The organism is Streptomyces alkaliphilus, assembly GCF_014141535.1.
Taxonomy (GTDB): domain Bacteria; phylum Actinomycetota; class Actinomycetes; order Streptomycetales; family Streptomycetaceae; genus Streptomyces; species Streptomyces alkaliphilus.
This window is the reverse complement of sequence record NZ_VKHT01001328.1, coordinates 1-1,091: the sequence shown is the minus strand read 5'-3', so window position 1 is coordinate 1,091 and position 1,091 is coordinate 1. Positions and strand designations below refer to the sequence as shown.

At 75.1% G+C, this 1,091-nt stretch carries 1 pseudogene; it reads right to left on the bottom strand.

The features are described 5' to 3' along the window. Positions 1 to 149: 149 nt before the first annotated feature. Positions 150 to 839 (bottom strand): annotated as a pseudogene (locus FNQ90_RS27825) (PucR family transcriptional regulator); the annotation flags it as partial. Positions 840 to 1,091: the final 252 nt, after the last annotated feature.

The following is a 1,091-nucleotide window of genomic DNA, read 5'->3' as shown; positions in this document are numbered from 1 at the left end:
CGGTAGGGGTGCCGCCCCCGCCCCATCCTTGTCCGGCACGGCGCACTCCGCACGACGGGCACGCCGATTCGGCAGGGCGAGCGGGCGCGGGAACACCTCGGGGGCGCTTCCCGGGGCGCGGAACACGGGACGGCCGCCCCGCCCGGGGCTCACCGGTCGCGGGCGAGGTGTTCAGCGGGCCGCGCGGACGGCGTGTCGGTTCGACCGCCGGCGGGATCGTCCGCCGGATCGCCCTCCGCCTCGGCGACCTTGAGCGCGAGCCACAGCTCCATCCGCACGTCCGGGTCGTCCAGTCCGCGCCCCAGGATCTCCTCCACCCGCCGCATCCGGTAACGCAGGGTGTGGCGGTGCACACCGAGGTCGGAGGCGGCCGCGTCCCACTGGCCGTGTCGGGCGAGCCAGGCGCGCAGCGAGGCGACCAGATCACCGCGTCCCCGGGCGTCGTGCTCCCGCAGCGGCCGCAGGCGGGATTCCGCGAAACCGCGGGCCGCCTCGTCGGAGAGCAGCTCCGGCAGGGAGCCGTCGACCACCTCGTCGTGTTCCGCGCAGGCCCGACCCCTCCGCCTGGCCACCAGCAGGGCACGAAGGGCCCGACGGCGGGCGGCGGGGATCTCCCGTGCGGTCACCGGACCGGAGAGCCCCACGGTCAGCGGGCCGGCCGGATCGTCCGGGGCACGCGCCGCGGCCCGGCACACGGCGAGCACGGCGCCGTCGTCCGCGCACAGCAGGAGGGTCCCCTCCTCCCCGACCGCGCTCAGCACCGCCTCGCCGGCCCGCGCCGCCGCGGCCTCCGTAGCGGCCACCAGCCGGTCCGCCGCCGGGGAGGCGACCACCGCGACGGTGTCCCCGGTGTTCCCGGTGTTCCCGGGGTCGGCGAAGCCGGAAGGTCGGGAAATTTTTTCCCGGAACGGGCCGCCCTTTTCCGAACCACCGCATCGTTCCATTGATTTGTCGATTTGGCATTGTGTCGTCGCGATGTCGGGTGATCGGGATGATCTTCCTCTTCCGGGCGGGGGCGCCGACGAAAGCGGCATCTGTTCGCGGGGTTTCGGGATTCGGGCTTTTCCGGCGGGCCCCGCGCCCGCTCCCGC